Origin of the sequence: Kribbella sp. NPDC050820, from assembly GCF_040653975.1 — a bacterium.
In the GTDB taxonomy this organism is placed as follows: Bacteria; Actinomycetota; Actinomycetes; order Propionibacteriales; family Kribbellaceae; genus Kribbella.
Map to the genome: position 1 here is coordinate 161,446 of NZ_JBFAHB010000002.1, position 26,140 is coordinate 187,585.

Sequence of the window (26,140 nt, forward strand, 5' to 3'; positions counted from 1 at the left end):
GAAGGTGTGTGCGATGGGCTACAACAATCCCCCGATCAAATGGTCGGAGCTGGAGCGCAAACTGTCGAACCGCTCGCGCCCGGGCAGCCACGGCAACCGCCCGGTGACGGCCGACGGCGGCGACAGCCCGGCGTGGTCACAGCACCGCGGTCCGTACGTGCCGGCCCCCGCCCGCCGCCCGGACAACGCGGTGCCCTACGCAGAGCTCCACGTCCACTCGAACTTCTCCTTCCTGGACGGCGCGTCCCAGCCGGAGGACCTGGTCGAGGCGGCGGTCCGGCAGGGCCTGCACGCGCTGGCGCTGACCGATCACGACGGGTTCTACGGCGCGGCCCGGTTCGCCGAGGCCGCGGCGGCGTACGAGCTGCCCACCGTGTTCGGGGCGGAGCTGTCCCTCGGCCTGACCGGCCCGCAGAACGGGGTGGCCGATCCCGAGGGTAGCCACCTGCTGGTGCTGGCGGAGGGGCAGGAGGGGTACCACAAGCTGGCCGGCGCGATCACCGAGGCGCAGTTGGCCGGCGGTGAGAAGGGCCGCCCGGTCTACGACCTGGAGGAGCTCGCCGAGCATGGCCGCGATCGCTGGCTGATCCTGACCGGCTGCCGGAAGGGGCTGGTCCGGCAGGCGCTGGAGCTGGGCGGGCACGCCGACGGCCCGGCCGCCGCGGGCCGGGAGCTCGACCGGTTGGTGAGCCTGTTCGGCCAGGACCGCGTGGTGGTCGAGCTGGTCGACCACCACCTCCCGGCCGACTCCACCCGCAACCAGGTGCTGGCCGGCCTGGCCGCCGACCGCGGGCTCCCGGTGGTTGCCACCAACAACGTTCACTACGCCACCCCGGCGCAGCACAAGCTGGCCGCCGCGCTGGCCGCGGTCCGGGCCCGCCGGGACCTGGACTCGATGGACGGCTGGCTGCCGCCGGCCGGGATGGCATTCGTGCGGTCGGGTGCCGAGATGACCACCCGGTTCCAGCGGTTCCCCGGGGCGGTGGCGCGGTCGGTGACGATCGCGGACCAGCTGTCGTTCGACCTGGCCCGGGCGAAGCCGAAGCTGCCGTTGCGGGACGTGCCGGACGGGCACGACCCGATGTCCTGGCTGCGGCACCTCACCTTCGAGGGCGCCGCCCTGCGGTACGGGACCCGCGAGGAGCGCCCGGATGCGTACGAGCGGCTGCAGCGGGAGCTGGACGTGATCGCCGAGAAGGGCTTCCCGGGGTACTTCCTGATCGTCCACGACATCGTCAAGTTCGCGCACGACCACGGGATCCTGTGCCAGGGCCGCGGCTCGGCGGCGAACTCGGCGGTCTGCTACGCGCTCGGGATCACCGCGGTCGACAGCATCCTCTACAACCTGCCGTTCGAGCGGTTCCTGGCCTCGACCCGGACCGAGGAGCCGGACATCGACGTCGACTTCGACTCCGACCGCCGCGAAGAGGTGATCCAGCACGTCTACGAGAAGTACGGCCGGCGGAACGCGGCCCAGGTCGCGAACGTGATCAGCTACCGGCCGAAGTCCGCCGTCCGGGACATGGCCAAAGCCCTGGGGTACTCGGTCGGCCAGCAGGACGCGTGGTCGAAGCAGGTGGACGGCTGGAGCCCGGAGATCACCTCGACCGAGCACGACATCCCGCCACGGGTGGTGGAGATGGCCACCGGGTTGCTGAAGTTCCCGCGGCACCTGGGGATCCACTCGGGCGGGATGGTGCTGACCGAGCGGCCGGTCGGGGAGGTGGTGCCGATCGAGCACGCCCGGATGGAGAACCGCACGGTCCTGCAGTGGGACAAGGACGACTGCGCGTGGATGGGGCTGGTGAAGTTCGACCTGCTCGGGCTCGGGATGCTGGCCGCGCTGCAGTACTGCATGGAGCTGGTCCGCGAGCACGTGGGGGAGTCGTGGCTGCTGCACACGATCCCAAAGGAGGAGGCCGGCGTCTACGACCAGCTGTGCCGGGCGGACTCGGTCGGGGTGTTCCAGGTGGAGTCGCGGGCCCAGATGGCGACGCTGCCGCGGTTGAAGCCGCGCCGGTTCTACGACCTGGTCACCGAGATCGCGCTGATCCGGCCCGGCCCGATCCAAGGTGGCGCGGTCCATCCGTACATCCGGCGCCGGACCGGGGAGGAGCCGGTCACCTACCTGCACCCGAAGCTGCGGCCGGTGTTGGAGCGCACCATGGGGGTGCCGCTGTTCCAGGAGCAGCTGATGCAGATGGCGATGGCGGTCGGCGAGATCGACGGCGACGAGGCCGACCTGCTCCGCCGCGCGATGGGGTCGAAACGCGGGATCGAGAAGATCTCGTCGCTGAAGGAGAAGCTGTACGCCGGGATGGCGCGCAACGGGATCACCGGGGACCTGGCCGACGAGATCTACGACAAGATCGAAGCCTTTGCGAACTTCGGGTTCGCCGAGTCGCACTCGATCAGCTTCGCCCTGCTCGTCTACTCCAGCACGTGGCTGCGGCTGCACTACCCGGCCGCGTTCCTGGCCGCGTTGCTGCGGGCCCAGCCGATGGGGTTCTACTCACCCCAGTCCCTGGTCGCCGACGCGCGTCGGCACGGTGTCGAGGTGCGGCGTCCGGACCTGCACCTGTCCGGGGTCGACGCGGGCCTCGAGCAACTGGTCGACGGGCAGGAGCTGACCGGGCCGACCGGCTCGGCGGAGTGCCTGGTGGATCCGCAGCCGCTGGTCGGCCCGTTCGACCCGAAGGCGCCGTTCGACACCACCGTCCATCGCCGGGACGGCGCGTTCTCGGTCCGGCTCGGGTTGTCGGAGGTGCGCACGATCGGCGAGAAGGGCGCGAAGCTGATCGTCGAGGAGCGCGACCGGGGTGGGCCGTTCACCGAGATGGCCGACCTGGTCCGCCGGACCGGGATCACCGCCGCCCAGGTGGAGGCGCTGGCCACCGCGGGCGCCTTCGACTGCTTCGGGCTGGATCGCCGGCAGGCGTTGTGGGAAGCCGGCCGGGCCGCCGAGGAGCGTCCGGGCCAGCTGGCCGGGATCACCGCCGCGGGGCCGCCGCCCACCCTGCCCGGGATGACCGACATCGAGTCCGACATGGCCGACCTGTGGTCGACCTCGATCACCACCACCAGTCACCCGATGCAGCGCATCCGGGCCGAGCTCCGGGCCGAGGGCATCCTGTCCGCCGCCCAGCTCCGCGAGGCGCCCGACGGCAGCCGGGTCCGGGTCGCCGGCGTTGTCACCCACCGCCAGCGCCCAGCCACCGCCTCCGGCGTCACCTTCATGAACCTCGAGGACGAGACCGGTATGGCCAACATCGTCATCACCGTCGGCTGCTGGCACCGCCACGCCACCGTCGCCCGCACCGCCGGCGCCCTCATCATCCGCGGCCGGGTAGAACGCGCCGGCGAAGTCACCAACCTCTCCGCCGACCACCTCCAACGCCTCCCTCTCGCCGCCAAAACCACCTCCCGCGACTTCCGCTGAGCCACGCGCTGCCGCCGGCGTCGGGGGGCCAGTGCCAAGTGCCAGTGCCAGTGCCGGTGGTCGGGTTGGGCGGCGTGTTCGTCACGGTTTCCGGCGGCGAAGCGCCGGCCACCGGCTCTTCCAGGATCCGACGACGCGATCGAGGTTCGTGCGGACCACGGGGTCGGTCTCCGTGGCCTGCAGCTTCCGAAGGTCCCGCAGCAGCGACCGTTCCTTGCGTTGTTCGGCCGCTTGGACGGCTTGGCGCCGTACGTCGGCATCGGGGTCCACGAGTGCACGGCGCAGTAGGCCGGTCGCGTCGCCGTGTGCCGTGATCGCGCGGTATACGGCCGTCACGCGGTCACCGGCGGCGGGCCGTTCCAGCAGCGGCCGAGGCGGCGCTCGGCATCGGGTGGGCTGCCCGCTGCCGCCGGTCCGGATCCGGGTCACCGGCAAGAATCGCGAGCAGTGCGGTCTCGTCGCCAGGCAGCTTCAGGCCGAAGTCGGTGACCGAGTACCCGGCCAGGAGCTCGTCGAGCCACCGCTCGTACCAGGTGAGGAAGTCGGGATCCTCGCTCACGTACGGCGGGTCGCACCAGTCCGCGTTGATACTGACGAGCTGGCCTCGACCCGGGCCGGTCACCACGAGCTGGGTGTAGTAGGCGCAGCCGTGGTGGACGATCGCGAGGCTGCCCTGCCGTGGCTCAGGCAACTCGCCGTACTCCTCGTCCTGGTAGGCGACGCCGTCCGCCAGGTAGCTCGGGGCGGCGAGGAAGCCGACCGGGTCGTCGTCCCAGTCGACCGCTTCCCGCAAGGGCACCAGCCCGTAGCTCGGGCCTGCGCCGCCGTCCCCGGCCTCGAGCAGGAACAGCCGGTACTCCGCCGGCAGCGCGACCTCATGCTCGGCCTCGAACGCCGCGACCTCCGCCTCGGACAACGTCGGCTTCAGCCGGTACGCGTGGGCCTTGGCGCCGAAAGCCTCCAGCAGGGCAGGGGATTCGGCCGCCTGGGCGAGTTTCGCGCGGATACGGCTGATCCGGTCGTCCACCAGGACAGACTAGGGGACCGCTACGGCTGGGGGAGTTTGGTGTTCCAGTGGTGGAGTTGGTCGGTCAGCCAGGGGAGGAGGGGGTCGCCGACCGCGGTGTCGATGCCCAGGTAGCGGAGCCCGACGGTGGCGAGGGCGAGCAGGCCCAGCAGGAGCCCCAGGACGTTGAGGGCCGAGCCGGCCATGTCGGGACGGTGGGTGCTGACCAGGCCGACCAGGCCGGTGAGTACGGCGAGGGCGCCGAAGATCAGCGAGACGCCGAACAGGATCGAGAACGTTGCCGTGAGCACCGCTCCGAGGCCGCAGACCAGCGCGATCTCGGCCGCGGCGGACATCCGCGCCCGTGGCGCCGGCGACGCGTCGATCAGTTCCTGCAGCCCCACATCGCCTCGAGGGCTGTGCCCGTACGTGGCCATATCCCAAGGTTAAGCCGCAAACCTCGCGCAGACAGTCAACCGATGGTCACGAAATAGGGGTTGCTTCGGGCTCAGAGGTGTGGGGCGACCAGGTCGAGCAGCCGCTGGTGGGTGGCGGGGTCGGCGGCGGCGATCAGGCCGGGGCCGGTGTGCACGGGGTTGCCGCGGAAGTCGGTGACGGTGCAGCCGGCGGCTTGGCACACGGCGATGCCGGCGGCGAAGTGGACGCTGTCGAGGAGATCGCCGTCGGCGATGTACGCGGCCCGGCGGCCGATGGCGACCCAGGCGAGGGCGAGGGTCGTCGAGGACACCCGGCCGGCGAACGCCGCCAGGAACTTCTCGTCGGCCAGCAGTTGCGCGCCGAGAAAGTCGGTCCCCTGCGGAGCGTCGATGTCCACGTCGACCAGACGCGATGCGGCAGAGGGCGTCGCCGGCAGGTCGGTCGGCGAAGGGCCGCGGAGGTGGGTGGTGGTGCCGTCGGTCCAGAGGAGTTCGTTGGTGAGCGGGTCGGCGACGGCGGCGACGCCGGTGCTGGGGAGGGCTACGTTGACGGAGAAGAGTGGGGTCTGGGCGGCGAAGTTGAGGGTGCCGCAGAGCGGGTCCACGAGCCAGGTGCGGGCTGCGGTGCCGCTGGCGCCGTACTCCTCGCCGATCACCGCGTCGTCCGGGCGCGCCGCGCGGATGACCTCGAGGATCGCCCGCTCCGACTCCAGGTCGGCCTCGGTGGCAAAGTCTGTCGGCGACTTGTCGAAGTGGCTGAGGGCGCCGCCGTACATCCGCCGCACGACGTCCGCCCCCGCCGCAGCCGCATCGATCGCTACCTCAGCATCAGTCAGTCGGTCCATGGCGGCATCCAACCCCAGGTCGGACCTGCTGTCACCCGTCAGGGATGAGTACGGCGGCCGCGCGCTTGGCTAGCGTCGAAGTGATGAAGCAGCGGTGGGTGGAGCACCCGCGGGTGCAGCAGGGCTGGACGTGGGTGCAGGGCAGCATCGTCTGGCGCATCGTGATCGCGGCGCTGCAGATCCGGCTGTACGACCGGGCCCTGTCGATCGCTGGGAAGGCCTTCATTGCGCTGGTCCCGCTGCTGATCGTCGTCGCGACCCTGCTGAGCACGTCCGATGCCGAAGCGGTCGCCAACTGGATGATCACCCGGTTCGGCCTGACCGGTACGACGGCCGACACGGTCCGCTCGCTGTTCTCCCGGCCGCCGTCCAGCTCGGGCGGTCTGACCATCCTCAGCGTCCTGACGGTGCTGATCTCCGCGAGCAGTTTCGCCCGGTCGATCCAGCGGACCTACGAGGTGGCGTGGGACCTGCCCGCGCGCGGACTACGCCGTACCGTCGACGGCATCCAGGGCGCCTTCCTGCTGCTCCTGGCCCTGGTCGTGCTGGCCTCGATCGCGAGCCTGGCCGACGACCTGCCGGGCGGCGTGCTCGTCACGCTGGCCCTGCAGACCTGCGCTGCGGTACCGGGGTGGTGGCTCGGTGCGTGGCTGTTGCTGAGCCGCCGTGTCGCCTGGCGGTTGCTGTTGCCGGGAGCAGTGGTGAGCGCGCTGGCGCAGACGACCGTCAGCGCGGTGGGTGCGAGGTACGTCCCGTACCTGATCGAGCAGAACACCGAACGGTACGGCGTCATCGGCGTGGCGATCGCGATCATCTCGTGGCTCGTCATCCTGGCCCTGGTGATCGTCGGCTCGGCCGTGGTCGGCGCCCAACTGGGCGCCGCGCTGGCCAGGCACGACGAGCAGCGGGAGCGCGCTAGCTGATGCAGGCCTCGACCCCGCGGTTGACGCCGAGACTGAACGCCGAGGTCCGCTCCTGGATGTTCCCGTGGTCGCTCACCCTGGTCCACGGGTACTCGTCCGCGACCGCCGCGAGCGTCTGCGCGAGCTCCTGGGCGTCACCGGGCTCGATGGCGATCCTGCCCGTCTCCGCGGCGCCTTGGAGGGAGGCGCCGGCCAGGCAGTCGGCCTGCAGTTCGGCCGCGACGGAGACCTGGTCGGTGTCGAGCCGGGCCTGGATCGCATGTGCCCACTCGTGGGCGATGATCAGGTAGACCCACGCGTCGCCGATCTGGCTGTAGCCGGCGGCCATCAGGTCCTCGTCCCACGCGATGTAGTCACCAGTCGGGCAGTAGTACGCGTTGAACGGCACGGACCGTTCGCCGGCACACTGTGGCCCGTCGACGCCGGTGTAGCCGCCGGCCACCCGCGGGCTCTCGTACGGCTCGCCGAAGGCCTCTGGGAAGGTCTGCCGCCAGAAGTCGTCCACGACCTCGACGGCGCTCTGGATGTCCTTGTCCATCGTGTCCTGGTTGACCGCGGTCGTCTCGGTGCAACCGGCGACCAGGACGGCGAGCAGCAACAAGGCGATCCTCCTCATCGACCCTCCACGTTGGCGCGCCGGAGGAAGTCGGACAGCGGCCCGGGCAGCTCGGCCGGCCGCTCACCCCAGTCGTAGACGACCGCGGTCCCGGCGATCAGGTCGTGCAGCGCACGATGCTCGCGCTGGAAGATGATCAGCACGAACCCCAGGCCGAACAGCAGCAAGCTCAGCGGGAGCACGCACACCCGCAGCAACGCCCGCCCGGTCCGCAGTGTGCTGCCGTCCTTACGCACCACCCGCAGGCCGACGATGCCCTTCCCGGGCGTCCGCCCGGCGATCGCCAGGCACCCGAAGGTGTAGCAGAAGGCCCAGCTCAGCAAGGCGATCGTCGCCACCGGCGCGTTCGGATCACCCCGCAACGACACATCGAAGAACGCGGTGGTCAGCAGGTCGAGCCCGGCGAGCCCGAGCGTGTACGACACGAACACGAAGACCACGTCGAGTACGGCGGCCACCGCCCGGCTGATGGCCCCCGCGTAGTGACCGGTGACGGTCAGCCGCGCGTTCATGCCTGCTCCGGCCCGGCCAGCAGCCGTGGCGCCGACGGCTGCGACGGGGTGTGCCGGCGCAGGATCCGGCCGATCACCCGGTCGAGTACGGCGTCCAGGCCGGCCAGTTGCCGCCGGACCAGGTCAAGGGCCGAGCCGGCCATCTGACTGGTGCTCTCGGCAACGATATCCGGGATGCCGGAGCGCCGGACCACCTCCTCCAGATCCACGTCCCGGAGCAGCGCGTCCATGTCGACCCGCGCCAGCAGCCGGTTGAGATCGATCCGGTCCGTGAGCCGGTCCAGGTCGACCCGGTCCAGCAGTTGGTCCATGTCGATGCGCACGACCAGCTGGTCGATGTCGATCCGGGTCAGCAGCCGGTCGATGTCGATCCGGGTCAGCAGCCGGTTCAGGTCGATCCGGTCGACCAGGGCTTCGACGTCCACGTGCTCGAGGATGATGTCCGGCTGGACGGTCTCGACCACCCGGCCGGTGACCTTGCCGGCGATCCGGCCGATCAGCCGGCCGGGAGTGTTCGCGAGCTCGGGATGGGTCATCGCACGCACCGGAAGCCGAGGTGGCTCATCCCGGTGTCGACCATCTGTGGACGCCGGGCCGCGGGCCGGTAGCGCAGGCAGTAGCTGTCGGCGCAGAGGAACGAGCCGCCTTTGATCACCTTCCGCGGGATCCGGAACTGCGGCTGCGCCGGGTCCAGGCTCGCCTCCTCCGGGACGCAGCAGCCGTGGCCCGGTTCCGGCTCCGAGCTGTACCAGTCGCTGGTCCACTCCCACACGTTCCCGGCCATGTCGTACAGCCCGTAGCCGTTCGGCGGGAACGACCCCACCGGCGCCGTCGTCCCGTACCCGGTTTCCGGCCGCCACGGGAAGTCGCCGTGCCAGTAGTTCGCCAGCCGGTGCCCGGGCTGCTCGGGCTCGTCACCCCAGACGTACGTCGCCGACTCGAGCCCCCCGCGTGCCGCGACCTCCCACTGTGCCTCCGTCGGCAGCGCCCCGCCGGCCCAGTCGCAGTACGCCAGCGCATCGTCGTACGCCACGTGGACGACGGGATGCTCGCCACGACCACTGAGATCCGATCCGGGCCCCTCCGGACGCCGCCAGCTGGCGCCCGGCGTCCAGGTCCACCACTGGCTCAGATGCCGCAGGTCGACCGGTCCGGGCGTTCGCGTGAACACCATCGAGCCCGGAGCGAGGTTCTCCGCGGGAGCGCCCGGGAAGTCGGCCGGGTTCAGCGGTCGCTCGGCCACGGTCACGTAGCGGGTGTCGCCGACGAACTCGGCGTACTGCCGGTTCGTCACCTGGTACGGATCGATGGTGAACTCAGCGACCTCGACCCGGCGGACCGGGCGCTCCTCGGCGTAATGCCGGTCCGAGCCCAGCGTGAAGACCCCGCCGGGCACGCGGACTGCCGGCGGCGCCGAAACACGGTACGGCGTCATCACGGGACTACTGGCCCGCTGTCAGGGCGGCCTGGAGCTTCTCCAGCGCCTGATCGATGGTGAACGAGGCCGCGCGCTGCCGGGGCGGGAACTCCTCGAAGGTGGCCAGGAACTCGCCGATCAGCTGGCTCGCGGAGAAGACGAGGTAGGCGTTGTCCAGCAGGAAGTCGGCGGTGTGCCCGGTCTTCAGCTTGTCGACGATGTCCGGGTCGCCGGCCGCGGCGACGAGGGTCGGCAGCCAGTCGTGGTGCTGGACGATCTCGTTCGAGACCACGCCGGCCGGGATCTTGCCGGGCCAGCGGATCAGCTCCGGGACCCGGAAGGCGCCCTCCCAGTTGGTGTTCTTCTCGCTCCGGAACGGTGTCATCCCGCCGTCCGGCCAGGTGTTCATGTGCGGGCCGTTGTCGGTGCTGTAGATGACGATCGTGTCGTCCGCGATGCCGAGCTCGTCGAGTTGGTCGAGCAACAGCCCGACGTGCTTGTCGTGGTCGATCATCGTGTCGTGGTAGGTCGACTGCCACCGGCCGGCCTGGCCGACGCTCTCCGGCTTCGGATGCGTGCGCAGGTGCATGTGGGTGGTGTTCATCCAGACGAAGAACGGGGTCTGCTCGGCGGTCTTCCGCCGGATGAAGTCCATCGCGGCGGCGACCGTGTCGTCGTCGATCGTCTCCATCCGCTTCTTTGTCAGCGGGCCGGTGTCCTCGATGCGCTGCTTGCCGACCCGTCCGAACCGCTCGTCGACGTTCTCGTCCTCCTTGTCGGTCGCCCAGGTCCGCAGCACACCCCGCGGACCGTAGCGGGCCCGGTACTGCGGGAAGTCCTCCGGGGACGGGTAGTTCGGCTGCTCCGGCTCCTCCTCGGCGTTCAGGTGGTAGAGGCTGCCGTAGAACTCGTCGAACCCGTGCACGGTCGGCAGGAACTCGTTCTTGTCGCCGAGGTGGTTCTTGCCGAACTGCCCGGTCGCGTAGCCGAGCGGCTTCAGCAGCTCGGCGATCGTCGGGTGCTCCGCGCGCAGGCCGATGTCCGCACCGGGGACGCCGACCTTGCTGAGCCCGGTGCGGTACACGCTCTGCCCGGTGATGAACGACGCCCGGCCCGCCGTGCACGACTGCTCGCCGTACGAGTCGGTGAACCGCATCCCCTCATCGGCCAGCCGGTCGATATTCGGAGTCCGGTAGCCCATCAGCCCGCCGGTGTAGCAGCTCAGGTTGGCGATACCGATGTCGTCGCCCCAGATCACCAGGATGTTCGGCTTGCTCCCGTCGGGCATGCTCGGCTCCTCCCCAGCGTCGGCTTCTCGTGCGACCACCCTGGAGGCGCGGAGACGGCACCGGATCCCCCGCCACGGATGATCCGCGCACCCGCCGGCGGCGCCGCAGGTCATCCGCAGGAGATGAGGCGGGACGGGCGGGCGGCGGTCGAGACTGCTCGCAGAGGGTGCGTGCTGCGTGCCCGAAGGAGGAATCTGACCATGTCGTTCTGGGATGTTGTGTGGTTCATCATCATCAGCTTCGCGTTCGTCGCGTACCTGATGATGCTGTTCTGGATCTTCGCCGATCTGTTCCGCGACCGGGACCTCTCCGGGTGGGTGAAGGCGATCTGGGTGATAGCGATGTTCATCGCGCCGCTGCTCACCGCGCTCGTCTACCTGATCGCCCGCGGCAAGGGGATGTCGGAGCGTACGGCGCGCGAAGCGGTGGAGCACCAGCAGCGGCAGGACGAGTACATCCGGCAGGTCGCCGGTCAGAGCTCGGGCCCGACACCTGCCGAGCAGATCAGCCAGGCCCGGTCGCTGCTCGACTCCGGCGCCATCACCCAAGTCGAGTACGACACGCTGAAGGCGCAGGCGCTCGGCAGCGCGACGACGGTTGGCAATGGCCAGCGAGTCGGCTGAGCCGCGGACCGAGTCGGCTGAGCCGCGGACCGGCGCGAGCTCACCGGGTGCCACCGCGACCGCGCTGGCCGGGACCGTTGCGGACGTGCTGACGCAACGGACCCGGTCGGTGCTGCGGCTCGTGTTCAGCCCGCTGCTCGACGTTGTGCTGCCGATGGTCGTGGCCGAAGGGGTCCGGCGGACGGACCTCGCCGGTGCGATCGCCAAGGACGTCGAGGCCGCGCTGGCCAACGTCGACCTGACCGCGCTCGTCCTCGAGCGGGTGGACCTGGACGCCGTGGTGAAGGCCGCGCTGGCCACGGTCGACCCGAAGGTCCTCGCCGAGCAGATCGCCGACGCGCAGAAGGCAGACGGACCGGAGGCCGCCGGCGACGAGCCCCGGCGACCTCCGGACGACGACACTCTCTGAGCGTCGCCCGCGCCGGGAGCACCCGGCGCGGGCCGTTCGGTTCAGGTGCGGATCGCGCCCGGGCGGGTCAGCGACCAGATCACCCACACGTTCAGGCCGATCAGCAGCAGCGACCAGAACGGGTAGTACGGGATGAAGAAGAAGTTGTCGACCGCGCTCAGCACGGACAGGAACAGCGCGCTGATCCCGGCCCAGGTCGACCGCCGGAACAGCGCGATCCCGACCACGATCAGCAGCACGCCGAGGACCAGGTGGATCCAGCCCCAGACGGTGGTGTCGAAATCGAAGGTGTACGAGCGGACCACCACGAAGAACTCGTCGTCGATGATCGCCACCAGGCCGGTGATCGACTGGAACAGCCCGATCAGCACCAGCATCGTCGCCGCGAACGTGATCCCACCGACCGCCCAGCCGGACACCTGCTCCGGACTCCTCTGCGTATTCCCGACCATGTCCCCTCCTGTCTCCTGCGGTGAATCGACGGTAGAGCCCCCATAACGGCAACGACCTCATCCCGGACGGGTGAGGCCGGGGAAGGGCAACTCATGCCGCTGCAGTCGTACGGCGTACTCGCCGGCCGGGCCGTCGACGCGCGTCGCGAGGGCGGGACGGACACGCCGCACTACCAGGTGCAGCTGCGGGACGCGGACGGGGTGGACTACCGGATCGCGGTGAACGTGCGGTCGAAGGAGTACCCGTCGGAGCTGCTGTTCCGGGTCGACGAGGACTTCCGGCATCCGGTCACGGCGCAGTTGAGTGTGCTCGCCCCGGGGTGGCACCGGCTCGACACCGGGCCGCGGGGCGTGAACCTCGACTACGTCCGGCAGACGCTCTTCGACCGCGCGCTGCTCCGGCCGCTGCCGCATGATCTCGAAGGGCCGGGCAACGACCTGTCCGACCTGCTCGACGACCAGGTACGGCGGGCGATCCGCGAGCCGGCCGCGATCGTCTACGCGTTCGGGGAGCGGTGGGGCCCGGAGAGCGCCGTACCGGACAAGATCTTCGGCTTCCGGCCGGGGAACGGGGTGCACGACATCCACATGAACCAGGGCAACGTCGGCGCCTTCCGCAAGGACGACGGGGTCTGGCAGGACGGCGCGCTGATCATCGCGCTGCCGGACCAGCAACGGTGGGTGGGGATCTTCCTCGCGTTCCAGAGCCAGTCGTGGCATACCGACGACGTGACCGGGCACGCGCTCGTCGACGCGCCGGTCGAGGAGTTCGGCGCCGAGCCGGTCCGGATCGTGGCCGCGCTGGTCAACCCGGTCGGTCCCGCCCCCGAGGCGGAGACCGTCACCTTGCTGAACGCGTCACCCGACGCCGTCGATCTCACCGGCTGGCACCTCGTCGATCGCGCCTTGCACGTCGGCCCGGTCCCCGGCGGTGTCCTCGCGGCCGGCGCGACCCTCGCCGTACCGCTGCCGCCGAACGTCCAGCTGGGCAACAAGGGCGGTGAGATCACCCTGCTGGACCCGCAGGGCCTGAAGGTCCACGGCGTCTCCTACACCGCCGCGCAGGCCGAACTCTCAGGCTGGACCGTCGTCTTCTGAGGTTGCCTCTCGCGCTTTCGTACTAAGTACGTTACCTTTGCCGTACTTAGTACGAAACCATGGGAGGGTACGCCGTGCGGGCTTGGAGCATCACCGGGGGAGTAGGCCTGCTGCTGATGGCAGCCTTGGCCGGGTTCGGCAACCTCACCACGTCGGACAGCAGTGACGACCTCTTCCGGGCCGGGGTCGCGAGCCTGTTCCTGGTCGTCGTCCTCGACGTCGTCGTCGCCTGCGCCCTTTACCGCGTCTTCGAGCCGATCGACCGGACAGTCTCGTTCATGGCCGCAGCTTTCAGGCTCGGCTACGCAACTGTCTTCATGGTCGCGATCGGCCAACTTCTGCAAGCCTCGACCGACGCCTTCTCGGACCTCTGGCGCGCCGGCCTGGGCCTCTTCGGCGTCCACCTGATCCTGCTCGGCTACCTGACCGCCCGCACCACCAGATGGCTGGCCGCCCTACTGGTCATCGCCGGCCTCGGCTACCTCACCGACGCCTTCGCCACCTTCTTCGCCCAAGACCTCACCATCTCCACCTACACCTTCATCGGCGAGCTCCTCCTCGCGATCTGGCTGCTGGTCAGGCCGAGGACTCGGTCTTGGGCTGGGGTAGCTCGTGGTGAGGGCGTGACTGGTACAGCGCCCATTCGGCGCTGACGTCGCCGGCGGTGCGCAGGAGCAGGGGGAGGTGGTCGCGGAGGAGTTTGTCGGTGCTGGTCTCGGCGGCGTGAACGGTGACGTTCATGGCGGCGCGGACGATCCCGGCGCCGTCGCGGACCGGAGCCGCGACCGAGCGGACGCCGGGGGCGAGCTCCTCGTCGGCCAGCGCCCAGCCGCGGGCGCGGATCTCGGTCAGCTCGTCGCGAAGCTGCTCGGCGCTCCGGCCGATGTACGGCGGCAGGCCGGCCCGGCTCGGCAAGGAGAGGGTGTCCGCGAGCTCGGCGGGGGAGAGGGCGGCGAGCAGGACCTTGCCCTGGGAGGTCTGGGCGGCCGGGAAGCGGGTGCCGATGTCGACCCGCAGCGCGATGATCTTCGGCACCGACACCCGGGCGACGTAGACGATGTCGGAGCCGTCGAGCTGCGCCATCGACGACGACTCGCCGGTGCGCGCCACCAGCGCCTCGAGGTGCGGTTTCGCGATGTCCCACAGCCCGAGGGCGCCGACGTACGCCATGCCGAGCGTCAGCACCTTCGGGGTCAGCTGGAACGAGCCGTCGGTCGACCGGACGAAGCCGAGCTCCTCCAGCGTCAGCAGCAGCCGGCGGGCCGTCGGCCGGGCCAGGCCGGCCGCGGCCGCCACCTCAGACAGCGACATCGCGCGGTGGTTCGCGTCGAAGCAGGCGAGCACGTCCAGCCCGCGAGCCAGCGACTCGACGAAATCCGGGCCCGCGCCCCGTCCTGCCATCAGTTCCTGCCTCCAGGTCGTACGACGTACCGCAGCCTACTGATTTCACTCGCCGAAGATCGTGCCGCGGGCCTCGCGCGTCGACTCGGACTTGTACTCGGTGTACTGGTACGGGTTGTCGAACACCTCGTCCTTGGGCAGGTCCGGGTTCATCCCGGCGGCCCACGCCTCGTCGCCGAGCGCGCCGCGCAGGAAGTCCACCGTCGCCTCGACACTCCGCCGTACGGCGGGAAGGTCGACGCCGACCAGCTTGTTCGCGTACTTCACGACCCGGCCGTCGACCAGCACGGTGTGCACATCGCCGCGCTGCGCCTGGAACGCCACGTGCCCGTAAGGGTTGACCAGCGGGAACGACACCGGTGAGTCGTCGTTCTTGATCAGCACGACGTCCGCCTTCTTGCCGGGCTCGAGGCTGCCGAGGTCGTCCCGGCCGATCGCCTTAGCGCCGCCGCGGGTGGCCCAGTCGACGACGTGCTCCGCGCGCAGGTGGCTGTGCGTCACGGTGTCGCCCTTCATGTGGGCCTCGAGGTGCTCGCGGGCCCGGTCGGCGCCGAGCGTCGTACGCATCGCGCTGAACAGGTCGCCGCTCCACCACACGCTGGTGTCCTGCGACAGCGACACCGGGATGGCGTACTTGCGGACCTGCCAGGTGGGCGGGTAGCCCTGTCCCGCGCTCTGCTCGGACTCCGTCGACACCGACACCGAGCCGCCGGTCGCGGCGATCCGCTGGTAGGAGTCCTCGGTCAGCGTCGCCGCGTGCACGTAGATGTTCTGCGGCGTCATGAAGCCGTTCTCGTGCATCAGCCGGATGCCGTCGTCGTTCGTCGCACCCCAGACACCGGCGTGCGTCGTCACGCCGACGCCCAGCTCACGCGCCACCTCGAAGGCTGCCCGCTCGGGGAACGACGGATCGCCGGTGACGTCGAAGGCCAGCTGGAGACCCAGTTGGCCGTCGTCGCGCAGGCGTTCCAGGAAGGCGCGGACGGACGGCTCCGCGGTCCACTCCCACGGCCCGGCCTGAATGTTGCCGTAGGCAAGAACAAACCGGCCCGGCACGGAGCGCAGCGCGTCGACGGCCGCTTCGGCGTGGTCGACGGACTGCAGCCCGTGCGACCAGTCGACGGTGGTGGTGATACCGGCCTCGAGCGACTCCCACGCGGACGTGAGGTTGCCGGCGTGGATGTCCTCGGGCCGGAAGGTCTTGCCGTGCTCGAGGTAGTACCAGACGAAGTACTGCGTCAGCGTCCAGTCGGCGCCGTACGCGCGCATCGCGGTCTGCCACATGTGCCGGTGCGTGTCGATCATGCCCGGCATCACGATGCCGCCGCGGGCGTCGATCTCCTGCGTCCCGTCGGGGGCGTCGACCGACCCGCCGACGGCCTCGATCCGGTCGTCCACGACCAGTACGTCGCCCTCGGTCAGCACGGTGTGGTTGTCGTCCATGGTCAGCACGGTCCCGCCGCGCAGCAGTACCGGCCGGCCGGCCACCGGCGTCTCGGCAGTCGTCATGATCCCCTCCAGGCTCTGGCCGGACATACGTCCGTATGCCGGTCACCACGGCTCCATCGTCACTATCCGAGCGATGTCCGCGCGGTGTCAAGGCCTCGGAGCCCGTGCCTTGACAGCCTGGAGTGGCGCTCGCAGACTGAGGCGACGAAGCAGGTGCGGACAAGTGTCCGGAAGGAGTGAGGTCGTGCCCGATGCTGCGCCGGACTCGCGGGGACCGCTGGCCGGGTTGCTGGTCGCCGACTTCTCCCGGATCCTGGCCGGCCCGTACGCGACCATGCTGCTGGCCGACCTCGGCGCCGAGGTGGTCAAGGTCGAGGCGCCCGGCGGTGACGACACCCGCTCGTGGCAGCCACCGGTCCGGGACGGCATCTCGACGTACTACCTCGCGGTGAACCGGAACAAGCGATCGATCGCGCTCGACCTGAAGGAGCCGAAGGACCTGGCCGCGGCACAGGAGCTGGCCCGGCGGGCCGACGTCGTGCTGGAGAACTTCAAGCCCGGCGGGCTGGCCCGGTTCGGGCTGGACTACGACACGGTCGCGGCCTCGAACCCACGGGTCGTCTACGCGTCGATCAGCGGCTTCGGCAGTGGGCCGAAGGGGGCCGTGCTGCCGGGGTACGACCTGATCGTGCAGGCCATCTCCGGACTGATGAGCCTCACCGGAGACCCGGACGGTGAGCCGTTCCGGGCCGGGATCTCGGTGTTCGACGTGATGGCCGGGCTGCACGCGACGATCGGCGTGCTGTCCGCGCTGAACGCCCGGCACGAGACCGGTCGCGGCCAGCACGTCGAGGTCAACCTGCTGTCATCCGCGCTGTCCGGCCTGGTGAACCAGTCGAGCGCATACGTCGCGGGCGGCGTCGTACCGCTGCGGATGGGGAACAGCCATCCCAGCCTGTTCCCGTACGAGCCGTTGCCGTGCTCCGACGGCGAGCTGATCATCACGGCCGGGAACAACGGCCAGTTCCGGCGGCTGACCGAGGTGCTCGGCGTCCCCGAGCTCGCTGACGACGACAGGTTCGATCAGAACGAGAAGCGCACCGCGAACCGGGAGGAGCTGCGGCCGTTGCTGGTCGAGCGGCTGCGGACCAGGACCCGGATGGAGTGGTTCCGCGACATCATTGCCGCCGGCGTCCCGTGCGGGCCGATCAACACGATCGACAGCGGGGTCGCCTTCGCCGAGGACATCGGGCTCGACCCGGTGGTGACGGTCGGCGACATCCCGACCGTGCGGAACCCGATCACGTTCTCCGAGACGCAGCCGTCGTACCGGCTGCCACCGCCGGAGCTGGACGAGCACGGCGCCGAGCTGCGCCGCTGGCTGACCGACGAGGAGCGTTCGGCATGACGACCTTTCCGACGTCCCTCGGTACGTCGACCGCCGACGAGATCCACCTGCTCGGTCAGGATCTGACGGCCGACCTGATGGGCAAGGTCGGCTTCGGCGAGCTCGCCTTCTGGCTGGTCGCCCTGCGCCGGCCGACGCCGTCGGAGACCCGGCTCTTCGAGGCCGTGCTGGTCGCGCTGGCCGATCACGGCTTCACGCCGACGGCGATTGCCGCGCGGCTCACCTATCTGTCGGCGCCCGACTCGTTGCAGGGTGCGCTCGCCGCCGGCCTGCTGGGTGGCGGCTCCCGCTTCCTTGGCGTCACCGAGGACTGCGGGATGTTCCTGCACCGGGCGATCGAAGGGCGCGAGTTGCCGACCGATGACGCCGGCTGGGACGCACTGGCGCTCGAGGTCGTGCAGCAGGCGAAGGCCGACAGCAAGTTCGTTCCCGGGCTCGGGCATCCCGTGCACAAGGTTCAGGATCCGCGCACACCGGTGCTGATCCGCATCGCAACCGAAGAGGGTCTGCTCGGACCGCACCTGGAGTTGTTCCAGGCGATAGGGCGGGTGCACGAGCAGGTGCTCGGCCGCAAGCTTCCGCTGAACGGCGCCGGGGTCTGCGGCGCCGCGCTCGCCGACCTCGGGCTGCCGGTCGAGCTGCTGCGCGGCTTCGCCTTGCTGGCCCGGGCCGCCGGCCTGCTCGGGCAGCTCGCCGAGGAACGCCGCCGCCCGATCGGCATGGACGCCTACCTCACCGTCGACCGCAACGCGGTCTACATCGACCCGACCGAGTAACGAGGAGCAGGACAAGGAGCAGGACATGGCCACTGTCGTCGCGGTCATCGCCTCCACCCACCACCCGTTCTACTACCGCGCCAGTACGTCGACCGGCGACGACCGGCCGCCGTTCGCGGACGAGTGGGTGGCCAAGATCGAGGCGTTCCGGGAGACCCTCACCAAGGCCCGGCCGGACATCCTGGTGATGGTCGGCAGCGACCACTTCCACCAGCTGTGGCTGGACAACATGCCACAGTTCCTGGTCGGCAAGGCGCCGTACTTCGACGCGAACTGGTACAACGAGGAGCGCGAGTTCGGGCTGCCGCGGATGACGCTGCCGGGGGACGAGCGGCTGGCCGCGCACATCCTGCGGAACGGCCTGGACGCCGGCTTCGACCTTGCCTTCAGCAACGAGCTGCGGATCGACCACAGCATCACCTGCCCGATCATCACGCTGCGGCCGCAGGCGGACCTGCCGATCGTGCCGATCTACACCAACATCTTCGCGCCGCCGCTGCCGCAGCCGAAGCGTTTCGTCGAGCTGGGCCGGACGATCCGGCAGCTGGTCGAGTCCTGGCCGGACGACCGGCGGGTCGCGATCATCGGCACCGGCCACCTGTCCCTCGAGCTCGGCGGCCCGCGGCAGTTCGGCGCCCACGGCCCCGATCCGGAGTTCGACCGGAAGGCGGTCGACTGGATCGCGAGCGGCGACATCGAGGGCTGCCTGGCCGAGGTGACGCTGGACAGCCTGCACCTGCCCGGCAACGCGACGCACGGGTTCATGGACTTCATGCTGATGATGGGGGTGGCCGGCGCCGGCGCAAAGGCCGACCACGTCGACTCGCTCGACCTGTTCCACACCATGGAGGCGTACTTCACCTGGTACCCGAACGGAGTCCCGGCATGAGCAGGTACCTGCTGGACAAGTTCCTTTTCACCGTCGATCGCGACCCGGAGCTGGTCGAGCGGTACCGCGAGGATGCCGCCGGGACGGTCGCCTGGTGGGAGGCGGAGATGGCCAACCGGATCCTCAACTGCACCTCCGGTGAGCGGTCGACCTGGCTCGCGTTCACCGACGAGGAGCGGCAGGCGCTGGTCGCGCAGGACCACGTCGAGCTGTTCCGGATGGGCGCGCATCCGTTTCTCACGTTGACGCTGTTCATCGCGATGTTCGAGCGCGACCACGGACCGCTGGAGTACCAGAAGGCCTACGGCAGGGCGATGGAAGACTTGCACCTGCCCTACCCGGACATCGCCACCTAGGAGAGCGCCGTGCGAGCTGGAGTCCTGCGTGGTCATGGTGAGGCACCGGTCCACGGTGAGCACCCGGACCCCGTTCCGTCGGAAGGTCAGTCGATCGTCCGCGTCACCGCGGCGCCCGTCGTACCCCTGGATCTGTTGTGTGCTTCGGGTACGTCGTACTTCGGGCCGCCGGACATCCCTTACGTGCCAGGGGTTCAAGGCGTCGGTGTGGTCGAGGGAACGGGCGATCGGGTGTTCTTCGCGACGTCGGCCGGGATGTCGCCGGGGGACGGGAGCTTCGCGGAGTACTGCGCGGTGCCGGACGAGGATCTGGTGGTGCTCGACACGGCGGTGCCGGATGCGGCGGTGGCGGCGATCGGTCTGTCCGGGGTCGCCGCGTGGATGGTGCTGACCTGGCGGGCGCAGCTGCAACCGGGGGAGCGGGTGCTGGCCCTCGGTGGCGGCGGCGCCGTCGGGCAGTCCGCGATCGGGGCGGCGAAGGTGCTTGGGGCCGGCGGCGTCGTTGCCGTGTGCCGGTCGGCGGAGGCCCGGGATCGTGCGCTGGCGGCCGGTGCTGACAACGTGGTCGGTGTCGACGAGCTCGACGGCAACTTCGATGTCGTGGTGGACCCGGTGTTCGGCGCGGTGGCGACGGCGGCCGGGCGGTTGCTGGCGCCGGGTGGCCGGTTGGTCAACCTGGGTGGTGCTTCGGGGGACGAAGCGACGTTCTCGTCGGCCGTCCTGCGCAGCCGGTCGGCGAGCATCCTCGGCTACACCAACAACGCGCTCACCCCCGAGCAACGCCGTGATGCGCTGACCAACGTCCTCCAGCACGCCGCCACCGGCGCCATCAAAGTCGCGCACGAGACAGTGCCGCTCCCGGACATCTCGGCGGCCTGGCACCGCCAGTCCGCGGGTTCGACCGTAGGCCGGCTCGTCCTGACGATCTGACCCTCAGCGGAAGTGCTCGGGGAGGCGGTGCACGGCCGCCGACGCGAGCGCGACCGACAGCAGGATGCGCGCCTTCGACGACGGCAGCGGGCCAGCCATCAGCGCGCCTGCAGCCTTCAGATCAGCGCCACCCCCGGAGCCATAGACGGCTGCTGTCGGTCCGCTCGCGCACCGGCTGGTCACGACGACCGGCAGGCCTGCGTCGAGGCAAGCGCGGACCTCGGCGAGCATGCCGGGAGTCGGGTTCCCGGCCCCCAGCGCTTCGAGTACGACGCCGACGGCACCCGCGGTCCGGCAGGCCGCGAGTTGCTCGCCACCGGCGTCGACGTACGACGCGACGATGTCGACGCGAGGTAGTTCGGCAGGCAAGGGGAAGCCGCGTGGTCGCTGCGGCGTCGACCAGATCCGCACCTCTCCTCGCCGTACTTCGCCGATCGGCCCGCCGAAGGACTGGAAGGCGTCCGGCGCCTGGGTGTGCGCCTTGACCGCTTGCCGGGCTGCGTGGATCCGCCCGTCCATCACGACCAGCGGACCCAGCCCGCGAGCCGCCGCAGACCCGGCGACCAGGATGGCGTCGGCGATGTTGCGCGGCCCGTCGGAGTCCGGCTCGCCTGCGTGCCGTTGTGCTCCGGTCAGCACGACCGGCGCGGGCGGATCGACGAGGTCGAGCAGGTACGCCGTTTCCTCCAGAGTGTCCGTGCCATGCGTCACGACAACCCCGTCGCCGGCGGCTGTCTCCGTCAGCACCTCCCGTGCGATGGTCAGCAGATCCGAACCGGTGAACGCGAAGCTGTGCTTGCGCAGGACCTCCCGAACCGGCGCGGACTCGACCAACTCCGCGCCGCCGAGCGCCACGCTGACCGACCCGTCCGGAGCGGGACGGGAGGCGATGGTGCCTCCCGTCGTCAGGACCCGAACCGTCACCGGCCCTCCAAGCTCAGCTCCGCCGTGCGTACGACGACCCGCCGGCTCGCCAGGTAGTACACGCCACCCGCGACCAGCGATCCGGACAGCCAGGAGAAGTCGGTGTTGTTCAACGCGATCGCGATCGGGCCGCGCATCTCCGGCACCAGGCCGTACTGCCAGCTCCAGCCGGCGATGATCCCGAGGACCAGGCTGACCAGTGCCCGCGGGTTCCAGGATCCGTACGGCGACGGGTCGGCGTACAGCCCCGGGATGTTCAGACGCCCGCGCCGCAGGACCAGGTAGTCGACCACGACGATCGCGCTCCACGGGCTGATCCAGACCAGGATGGACACCATCCAGCTGTCGAAGGCATGGCCGAAGCTGTCCGCGCGGACGAACGCCACGAGGACCGCCGACGCGACCAGCCCAGCGAGCAGTGTGAGCTTCCAGCGCGCGACGGTGATGCCGATCGACAGCGCGGCGAGTGAGCAGGAGTACAGGTTCAGGATGTTGGTCGCGACCGGGCCGTGCATGATCAGCAGCAGGACCGGGACCGCCATCACGCCGAACGAGTTGATCACCAGCGCCGACGGGTCGCTGCCGGTGCCCGCGCCGGCCAGGCAGGCGCCGAGGGCCGCGAGCCAGACGGTCGGGATGTACATGCCGAGAGAGGTTGCCCAGAACACCGATCGCGACGACGCCTGCGGACGGACGAAGCGGCTGTAGTCGGCCGAGTACGGTAACCAGCTGATACCCCAGCCGACACCGATCGCAGTCGTCAGCTGGGTGATCGCGGTCAGCTTCTCGGCCGGGGTGATCGCGGCGCCGGCAGTCATCCGCAGGTCGGCCTGGCTCAACGCCAGCACCGTCATGACCGCCATCACGAGGACGGTCAACGGCACGGTGTACTTCTCGAACGTGCGGATCGCGTAGAAGCCGTAGAGCGCCAGGCCCAGCTGCACGAGCATGATCACCGCTGCGACCAGGTACTCCAGCCAGAGACCACCGTGGATCCCGAGCTTGCCCAGCACCGCCAGCGCGAGATCGAGCACGACCCAGGTGTTCACGCCGACCCAGGCCATCGTCAGCAGCCCCTGCACAACGCCCGGTACGACGGCGCCGCGCCGGCCGAACGCGGCCCGGCCGAGCACCATCTGGTTGACCGCGGTGCGGTGCCCGATCACGTTCAGCAGCCCGAACACCGCACAGCCGACCAGGTTGCCGAGAGCAACGACCAGGATGGTCTCCAGGACGCTGAGCCCGAGGGTGATGCCGAGGGCGCCGAGCACCCAGTTGATCGGCGCCAGGTTGGCGCCGGCCCAGATCCAGAACTGCTCCCGCGGCGTGGAGTCGCGGTGCTCCGGCGGGATCGGCGCCACCCCGTGCGAGTCGAACGGGACAGCTTCGGTTGGTGCGGATGTGGTGGTCACGACGGCCTCCAGGGGAACGAGTTGGCTCAGATAACCAAGAGCCACCTCCTCGAGGCAGTGGGTAGATGTCTAGTGAAATGCGGGTCCGACTGGATATGTTCACACCATGCTCAGCCTGGCAGCCCTGATCGGCAACGCCCCGCTCCGGCTTCGGTTGCTGGTGCCCGGGCCGGACGGTGCGCTCGAACGCGAGGCGTTGTGGGTGCACAACACCGAGTTGCCCGATCCGTCGCCGTACGTGCGGGCGGGCGAGATCGTGCTGACCAACGGGCTGTGGTTGACCGAGACGAGCCCGGCGGAGTTCGCGGCGAGTGTGCGGCGGGCGGGGGCCGCGGGCATCGTGTTCGGCCTGCGCACCGAGACGCCGTCGACGCCGCCTGAGCTGATCGAGGCGTGCCGGCAGGAGGACCTGCCGCTGGCGGAGATCGCGATCGAGGTCCCGTTCACGGCGGTGACCGAGGCCGCGTCGGCGATTCACACCGACCAGCGGCGTGATGCGCTGGTCGGGATGGTTCGCCGGGGCGATGCGCTGGCCTCGGCGATCTCCCGCGGCGCCGGGGCGTCCGGCGTGCTCGCCGTACTGCGCCGGGAGCACGACCTGCCGCTGGCTGTCGTCGACCGGATGGCGAGGCCGCTCGCATCGACCGGGCTGGAGTTGACCGCGGAGCAGCGGCGGATCGTCGCCGACGGATTGGCTCGGCACCCACCGCCGCTCGAGGTGGATCTCGGCGGCGAAGAAGGGCGGGCGACGGTGTTCCTGGTCGGGGCCGTGGGGGACACGGATGCGGCGCTGCTGTGCTTGCGGCCGGTGAGCCGGTTGAGCAAGCCGGAGCAGGACGCGCTCGATCAGGCGGCGCGCTTCCTCAGCCTGGAAGTGGCCAAGCAGCAGGCGATCCAGGCGATCGAGCTGCGGTTCGCCTCCGAGCTGCTCGACATGATCCTGTCGGGTGCGCAGCGGGCGGCAGAGGTGCCGGACCGGCTCCGCGCGTTCGGGGTGGATCCGTCGGGGGAGCTGGTGGTGCTCACGATCGCCTTTGCCGACGGCAACGAGTCGGCGCCGCCGGGGTTGTCGGAGACGGTCGGGGACTTCTTCCTGGCCGAGAGCCTGGCGGTCGTTGTGGCCGGTGGCAGTCAGGACGTGGTCGCCGTACTGCAGCGTCCGCGGCAGGAGCTGAAGTCGCTGGCCGAGGCACTCTGCGCGGCGGTGCGGAAGCGGTTTGCGGACCGGCGTCCGGTGGTCGGGCTCGGCGAGGTGGCTGCGTCGGCGGCGGAGTTGCGGCGGCCGTTGGTGCAGTCGCGGGAGGCCTGTCAGGTGCTCCGGCGGCGCCGCGGTGGTCAGGCGGTGGCGTCGTTCCAGGAGCTGGGTACCCACCGGTTGCTGCTCGGCCTGCAGGACTCGGGCACGCTGCAAGGCTTCGCAGACGGCGTGCTCGGACCGCTGCGCGAGTACGACGGTCAGCGGGCCGGCGAACTCGAGTCGACGCTCCGGGTGTTCCTCGCGCACGACGGTCAGTACGGCGCGACCGCGGCCGCCCTCTACGTGCATGTCAACACGCTGCGGAACCGGCTGGCGAAGATCACCGAGCTGACCGGCCGCGACGTCGCCCGCACCGAGGACCGGGTCGACCTCTACCTGGCCCTCGAAGCGGACGAGCTGTCGCGCTAGTCCAGCACGTCGATGGCGAGATCGGTGGGCTGCGATCCGTTGATGACGGTCAGGTCCTGCGGGCAGGCCGAGACCACGACGACGCAGTCGAGCTCCGCCCGGAACGTGATCGAGTCACCGGGAGCAGTTGCTGCGGGCAACCAGTCGAGGGCGCCGCCGGCCCGGACCGGGATGTGCATGAACACGTTCACCGGCTGAGGCACGACGTCGACGCCGAGCGCCGTGCGCAGATTCCGCGCGCACGACGGATGGTCCGGTACGCCGAGACCGGCGTACCGGGCGTCGTCGCAGGCGGCGATCAGGAGGTCGTGGTGGCCGGGTGAGGTGTCCTCGACCAGGGTCAGGATCGGCCGGCGCTGATCGGTCACGAAGCTCTCGCCGACGGCCGGGAAGAGCCGGCTGGTCGCGGCCCTGGTGTGGGAGGCGCTGAGGTGCTCCCCGGTGACGCCGGAGGGTGTGGCGACGTACGCGAAGAGGTCGCCGACCTGTTGGCCGGCGAGATCGACGACCCGGACGGATTGGCCGCGACGGACCCGGACGGCGCGTCCGGAGCGGGCGGGGACGTGAGTGCGCGCGACAGTCTGCATACCTCAACCGAAGCAGCCTCGCGCGAGCGGTTCAGTGGAGGATCCTCCACCGTTCTCCGGGTAGTGCTGTGGATCGGTCCATCGCTTGGGGGCGGTCGCGCCTGGTGGAGTGGGGGCCATGGATCTCACAACGACTCGTGTTCACCCGGCCCTGGAGCCGGTAGACCTCGGCGGCCTGGCGCTGGCGAACCGTTTCGCGGTCGCGCCGATGTCCCGGGTCTCCGCCACCCCCGACGGGGTGCCGACGGCCGAGATGGCCGACTACTACGCGGAGTTCGCGGCCGGCGGGTTCGGCCTGGTCATCACCGAGGGCACCTACCCCGACTCGGCGTACAGCCAGGGCTATCTGAACCAGCCCGGGCTCGCCACGGCGGCGCACGTCGAGGGCTGGCGGCAGGTGACGGACCGCGTCCACGCCGCGGGCCGGCCGATCGTCGCCCAGTTGATGCACGCCGGTGCGATCTCGCAGGGCAACCCGCGCACCACCGAGCGGGTCGGGCCGTCCGCCGTCCAGCCGCTCAACGAGATGCTCACCGAGTACGGCGGCTCCGGGCCGTGGCCGGTCCCGTCCGAGCTCTCGGTCTCCCAGCTCGACGAGATCGTCGACGGGTTCGCCGTCGCCGCCGTCCGGGCGGCCGAGGCGGGTTTCGACGGTGTCGAGATCCACGGCGCGAACGGCTACCTGCTCGATCAGTTCCTCACCGTCTACACCAACCAGCGGACCGACTCGTACGGCGGACCCGTCGCGAACCGGATCCGCCTGACCGCCGAGGTCGCGCGGGCTATCGTCGACGCGACGCCGTCCGGTTTCGTGGTCGGCGTGCGGCTGTCGCAGACGAAGGTGAACGACCTTGAGTACCGGTGGCCCGGGGGCGCGTACGAGGCCGAGGCGATCTACGAGGCGCTTGCCGCGACGGGCATCGGCTACCTGCACATCGCGAGCGAGGGCCGGAACTGGCTGGAGACCGCGAGGCTGCACGGCGGGCAGACGCTCACCGGGCTGGCCCGGCGGGTCACCGGGCTGCCGGTCATCGCGAACGGCGGAATGCACGACCCGGCGCAGGCGGATCAGGTGCTGACCGACGGGCATGCGGACCTGCTGTCGCTGGCTCGCGGTGCGCTGGCCAACCCGGACCTGCCGCGGCGACTGGCCGAGAACCAGGAGCTGCAGCGGTTCGACCGCAGGCTGATCGAGCCCGCGGCAACGCTGGCGAACGCAAGGCAGTGGCAAACTGGTCGGTCATGACGGTATCGGATGCCGCGCTGCCGCGCGGCG

The 26,140-nt window shown here is 70.3% G+C and carries 28 protein-coding genes; 13 read left to right on the plus strand and 15 right to left on the minus strand.

Annotated elements, in window-relative coordinates:
- The first annotated feature begins 13 nt into the window (after nucleotides 1-13).
- Nucleotides 14-3,439, plus strand: coding sequence for an error-prone DNA polymerase (locus AB0H36_RS03075; protein WP_360515540.1), 3,426 nt, complete (start codon nucleotides 14-16; stop codon nucleotides 3,437-3,439).
- An 81-nt stretch (nucleotides 3,440-3,520) separates the two neighbouring features.
- Here AB0H36_RS03075 and AB0H36_RS03080 read toward each other — a convergent pair whose 3' ends face one another.
- From AB0H36_RS03080 to AB0H36_RS03095, 4 genes are all read right to left on the minus strand, one after another.
- Nucleotides 3,521-3,775: a HEAT repeat domain-containing protein gene (locus AB0H36_RS03080; protein WP_360515543.1), complete on the minus strand. Its 255-nt coding sequence runs from the start codon at nucleotides 3,773-3,775 to the stop codon at nucleotides 3,521-3,523.
- 4 nt (nucleotides 3,776-3,779) lie between these two features.
- Nucleotides 3,780-4,466 (minus strand): SMI1/KNR4 family protein, encoded by a 687-nt coding sequence (locus AB0H36_RS03085; protein ID WP_360515546.1) that lies wholly within the window; start codon nucleotides 4,464-4,466, stop codon nucleotides 3,780-3,782.
- A gap of 20 nt (nucleotides 4,467-4,486) precedes the next feature.
- Nucleotides 4,487-4,882: a hypothetical protein gene (locus AB0H36_RS03090; protein WP_360515549.1), complete on the minus strand. Its 396-nt coding sequence runs from the start codon at nucleotides 4,880-4,882 to the stop codon at nucleotides 4,487-4,489.
- Between the two features lie 71 nt (nucleotides 4,883-4,953).
- A complete protein-coding gene (locus AB0H36_RS03095; RefSeq protein WP_360515552.1) occupies nucleotides 4,954-5,727 on the minus strand; it encodes an inositol monophosphatase family protein in 774 nt (257 codons plus the stop codon).
- Nucleotides 5,728-5,810: 83 nt separating this feature from the next.
- Here AB0H36_RS03095 and AB0H36_RS03100 point away from each other — a divergent pair, with 83 nt between their 5' ends.
- Nucleotides 5,811-6,650, plus strand: a complete 840-nt coding sequence (locus AB0H36_RS03100) for a YhjD/YihY/BrkB family envelope integrity protein (RefSeq protein ID WP_360515555.1) — start codon at nucleotides 5,811-5,813, stop codon at nucleotides 6,648-6,650.
- Here AB0H36_RS03100 and AB0H36_RS03105 read toward each other — a convergent pair.
- Genes AB0H36_RS03105 through AB0H36_RS03125 form a run of 5 tightly spaced genes read right to left on the minus strand, consistent with a single transcriptional unit; the run spans nucleotide 6,643 to nucleotide 10,483 of the window.
- On the minus strand, nucleotides 6,643-7,266 hold the full coding sequence (locus AB0H36_RS03105; RefSeq protein ID WP_360515558.1) for a neutral zinc metallopeptidase: 624 nt from the start codon (nucleotides 7,264-7,266) through the stop codon (nucleotides 6,643-6,645). The two genes, AB0H36_RS03100 and AB0H36_RS03105, sit on opposite strands and share 8 nt — an antisense overlap.
- Nucleotides 7,263-7,778: an RDD family protein gene (locus tag AB0H36_RS03110; protein WP_360515561.1), complete on the minus strand. Its 516-nt coding sequence runs from the start codon at nucleotides 7,776-7,778 to the stop codon at nucleotides 7,263-7,265. The genes AB0H36_RS03105 and AB0H36_RS03110 overlap by 4 nt, the downstream gene beginning before the upstream one ends.
- Entirely contained in the window at nucleotides 7,775-8,314 is a 540-nt protein-coding gene (locus tag AB0H36_RS03115) for a hypothetical protein (protein WP_360515564.1), read from the minus strand. The genes AB0H36_RS03110 and AB0H36_RS03115 overlap by 4 nt, the downstream gene beginning before the upstream one ends.
- Nucleotides 8,311-9,213, minus strand: a complete 903-nt coding sequence (locus AB0H36_RS03120; RefSeq protein ID WP_360515567.1) for a formylglycine-generating enzyme family protein — start codon at nucleotides 9,211-9,213, stop codon at nucleotides 8,311-8,313. Before AB0H36_RS03120 ends, AB0H36_RS03115 begins: the two co-directional genes overlap by 4 nt.
- 7 nt (nucleotides 9,214-9,220) lie before the next feature.
- On the minus strand, nucleotides 9,221-10,483 hold the full coding sequence (locus AB0H36_RS03125; protein ID WP_360515570.1) for an arylsulfatase: 1,263 nt from the start codon (nucleotides 10,481-10,483) through the stop codon (nucleotides 9,221-9,223).
- A gap of 201 nt (nucleotides 10,484-10,684) precedes the next feature.
- Between AB0H36_RS03125 and AB0H36_RS03130 the strand changes: the two genes are divergently transcribed.
- Together AB0H36_RS03130 and AB0H36_RS03135 are read left to right on the plus strand one after the other, a co-directional pair.
- Nucleotides 10,685-11,107 carry an SHOCT domain-containing protein gene (locus AB0H36_RS03130; protein WP_360515573.1) on the plus strand — a complete coding sequence of 141 codons (423 nt, stop codon included), beginning with the start codon at nucleotides 10,685-10,687 and terminating at the stop codon, nucleotides 11,105-11,107.
- Nucleotides 11,088-11,516, plus strand: a complete 429-nt coding sequence (locus tag AB0H36_RS03135) for a hypothetical protein (RefSeq protein ID WP_360515576.1) — start codon at nucleotides 11,088-11,090, stop codon at nucleotides 11,514-11,516. Before AB0H36_RS03130 ends, AB0H36_RS03135 begins: the two co-directional genes overlap by 20 nt.
- A 41-nt stretch (nucleotides 11,517-11,557) precedes the next feature.
- Here the strand turns inward: AB0H36_RS03135 and AB0H36_RS03140 are convergent, their stop codons facing one another.
- On the minus strand, nucleotides 11,558-11,968 hold the full coding sequence (locus AB0H36_RS03140; RefSeq protein ID WP_360515579.1) for a hypothetical protein: 411 nt from the start codon (nucleotides 11,966-11,968) through the stop codon (nucleotides 11,558-11,560).
- Nucleotides 11,969-12,061: 93 nt separating this feature from the next.
- Between AB0H36_RS03140 and AB0H36_RS03145 the strand changes: the two genes are divergently transcribed.
- Nucleotides 12,062-13,066 carry a DUF2278 family protein gene (locus AB0H36_RS03145; protein ID WP_360515582.1) on the plus strand — a complete coding sequence of 335 codons (1,005 nt, stop codon included), beginning with the start codon at nucleotides 12,062-12,064 and terminating at the stop codon, nucleotides 13,064-13,066.
- 59 nt (nucleotides 13,067-13,125) lie between these two features.
- Nucleotides 13,126-13,719, plus strand: coding sequence for a DUF4386 domain-containing protein (locus AB0H36_RS03150; protein WP_360515585.1), 594 nt, complete (start codon nucleotides 13,126-13,128; stop codon nucleotides 13,717-13,719).
- Here AB0H36_RS03150 and AB0H36_RS03155 read toward each other — a convergent pair.
- Nucleotides 13,643-14,467, minus strand: a complete 825-nt coding sequence (locus AB0H36_RS03155) for an IclR family transcriptional regulator C-terminal domain-containing protein (protein ID WP_360515588.1) — start codon at nucleotides 14,465-14,467, stop codon at nucleotides 13,643-13,645. The genes AB0H36_RS03150 and AB0H36_RS03155 overlap by 77 nt on opposite strands.
- A 45-nt stretch (nucleotides 14,468-14,512) precedes the next feature.
- Nucleotides 14,513-15,976 carry an amidohydrolase family protein gene (locus AB0H36_RS03160; RefSeq protein WP_360515591.1) on the minus strand — a complete coding sequence of 488 codons (1,464 nt, stop codon included), beginning with the start codon at nucleotides 15,974-15,976 and terminating at the stop codon, nucleotides 14,513-14,515.
- A 184-nt stretch (nucleotides 15,977-16,160) separates the two neighbouring features.
- On the opposite strand from AB0H36_RS03160, the gene AB0H36_RS03165 reads away from it, so the two are divergent.
- Genes AB0H36_RS03165 through AB0H36_RS03185 form a run of 5 tightly spaced genes read left to right on the plus strand, consistent with a single transcriptional unit; the run spans nucleotide 16,161 to nucleotide 20,275 of the window.
- Entirely contained in the window at nucleotides 16,161-17,324 is a 1,164-nt protein-coding gene (locus tag AB0H36_RS03165; protein WP_360515594.1) for a CoA transferase, read from the plus strand.
- On the plus strand, nucleotides 17,321-18,100 hold the full coding sequence (locus AB0H36_RS03170) for a citryl-CoA lyase (RefSeq protein WP_360515597.1): 780 nt from the start codon (nucleotides 17,321-17,323) through the stop codon (nucleotides 18,098-18,100). Before AB0H36_RS03165 ends, AB0H36_RS03170 begins: the two co-directional genes overlap by 4 nt.
- A 25-nt stretch (nucleotides 18,101-18,125) precedes the next feature.
- Nucleotides 18,126-18,989: a hypothetical protein gene (locus tag AB0H36_RS03175; protein WP_360515600.1), complete on the plus strand. Its 864-nt coding sequence runs from the start codon at nucleotides 18,126-18,128 to the stop codon at nucleotides 18,987-18,989.
- A complete protein-coding gene (locus tag AB0H36_RS03180) occupies nucleotides 18,986-19,345 on the plus strand; it encodes a hypothetical protein (RefSeq protein WP_360515603.1) in 360 nt (119 codons plus the stop codon). The genes AB0H36_RS03175 and AB0H36_RS03180 overlap by 4 nt, the downstream gene beginning before the upstream one ends.
- Nucleotides 19,346-19,354: 9 nt before the next feature.
- Nucleotides 19,355-20,275, plus strand: coding sequence for a zinc-binding alcohol dehydrogenase family protein (locus AB0H36_RS03185; RefSeq protein WP_360515606.1), 921 nt, complete (start codon nucleotides 19,355-19,357; stop codon nucleotides 20,273-20,275).
- Nucleotides 20,276-20,278: 3 nt separating this feature from the next.
- Here the strand turns inward: AB0H36_RS03185 and AB0H36_RS03190 are convergent, their stop codons facing one another.
- Entirely contained in the window at nucleotides 20,279-21,199 is a 921-nt protein-coding gene (locus AB0H36_RS03190) for an asparaginase (RefSeq protein ID WP_360515609.1), read from the minus strand.
- Nucleotides 21,196-22,611: a cytosine permease gene (locus AB0H36_RS03195; protein WP_360515612.1), complete on the minus strand. Its 1,416-nt coding sequence runs from the start codon at nucleotides 22,609-22,611 to the stop codon at nucleotides 21,196-21,198. The genes AB0H36_RS03190 and AB0H36_RS03195 overlap by 4 nt, the downstream gene beginning before the upstream one ends.
- A gap of 106 nt (nucleotides 22,612-22,717) precedes the next feature.
- On the opposite strand from AB0H36_RS03195, the gene AB0H36_RS03200 reads away from it, so the two are divergent.
- A complete protein-coding gene (locus tag AB0H36_RS03200; protein ID WP_360515615.1) occupies nucleotides 22,718-24,277 on the plus strand; it encodes a helix-turn-helix domain-containing protein in 1,560 nt (519 codons plus the stop codon).
- On the opposite strand, the gene AB0H36_RS03205 is transcribed toward AB0H36_RS03200, so the two are convergent.
- The gene (locus AB0H36_RS03205; RefSeq protein ID WP_360515618.1) at nucleotides 24,274-24,864 is read right to left on the minus strand and encodes an urea carboxylase-associated family protein; all 591 of its coding nucleotides are present in this window, start codon (nucleotides 24,862-24,864) and stop codon (nucleotides 24,274-24,276) included. The two genes, AB0H36_RS03200 and AB0H36_RS03205, sit on opposite strands and share 4 nt — an antisense overlap.
- Before the next feature lie 118 nt (nucleotides 24,865-24,982).
- Between AB0H36_RS03205 and AB0H36_RS03210 the strand changes: the two genes are divergently transcribed.
- A complete protein-coding gene (locus tag AB0H36_RS03210) occupies nucleotides 24,983-26,110 on the plus strand; it encodes an NADH:flavin oxidoreductase (protein ID WP_360515621.1) in 1,128 nt (375 codons plus the stop codon).
- The last annotated feature ends 30 nt before the right edge of the window (nucleotides 26,111-26,140 follow it).